The sequence below is a fragment of the Pseudomonas ceruminis genome (assembly GCF_021602025.1).
GTDB lineage: Bacteria > Pseudomonadota > Gammaproteobacteria > Pseudomonadales > Pseudomonadaceae > Aquipseudomonas > Aquipseudomonas ceruminis.
Window position 1 is genome coordinate 1 of record NZ_BQHW01000088.1, and the last position, 294, is coordinate 294.

The window sequence follows — 294 nt, forward strand, 5'->3', positions numbered from 1 at the left end:
ATACGGTCTTTAATCGCAACGGTATCGATATGGTGATTAACGGAGTGCGTCGTATTCGGATGGGTGAGTGGTAGGCATGTATGGCTAACGGTCTGGAGGTATATGGTGCTGACGGTAGACTGCTCGTAAATATGACGATGTCTATCAGTCAGCACCAAGGAGAAGTTGTAACCAATGCCGCAAATGGAGCTGTTGCTATGCCTGCTCTCCCTGCCGGCAAACAGCGCTTTTACATTGTGGTCACGTTGGTCGACACGCAGCAGTGGAAAGGAAAGAAACCGGGTGTAACAGTTT

Annotated in this window: 1 protein-coding gene; it reads left to right on the top strand. The window is 49.3% G+C overall.

Annotated elements, in window-relative coordinates; translation table 11 throughout:
* Positions 1-80: 80 nt before the first annotated feature.
* The coding region (locus L6D80_RS29935; protein WP_236183115.1) for a hypothetical protein at positions 81-294 on the top strand (214 nt) is incomplete at its 3' end.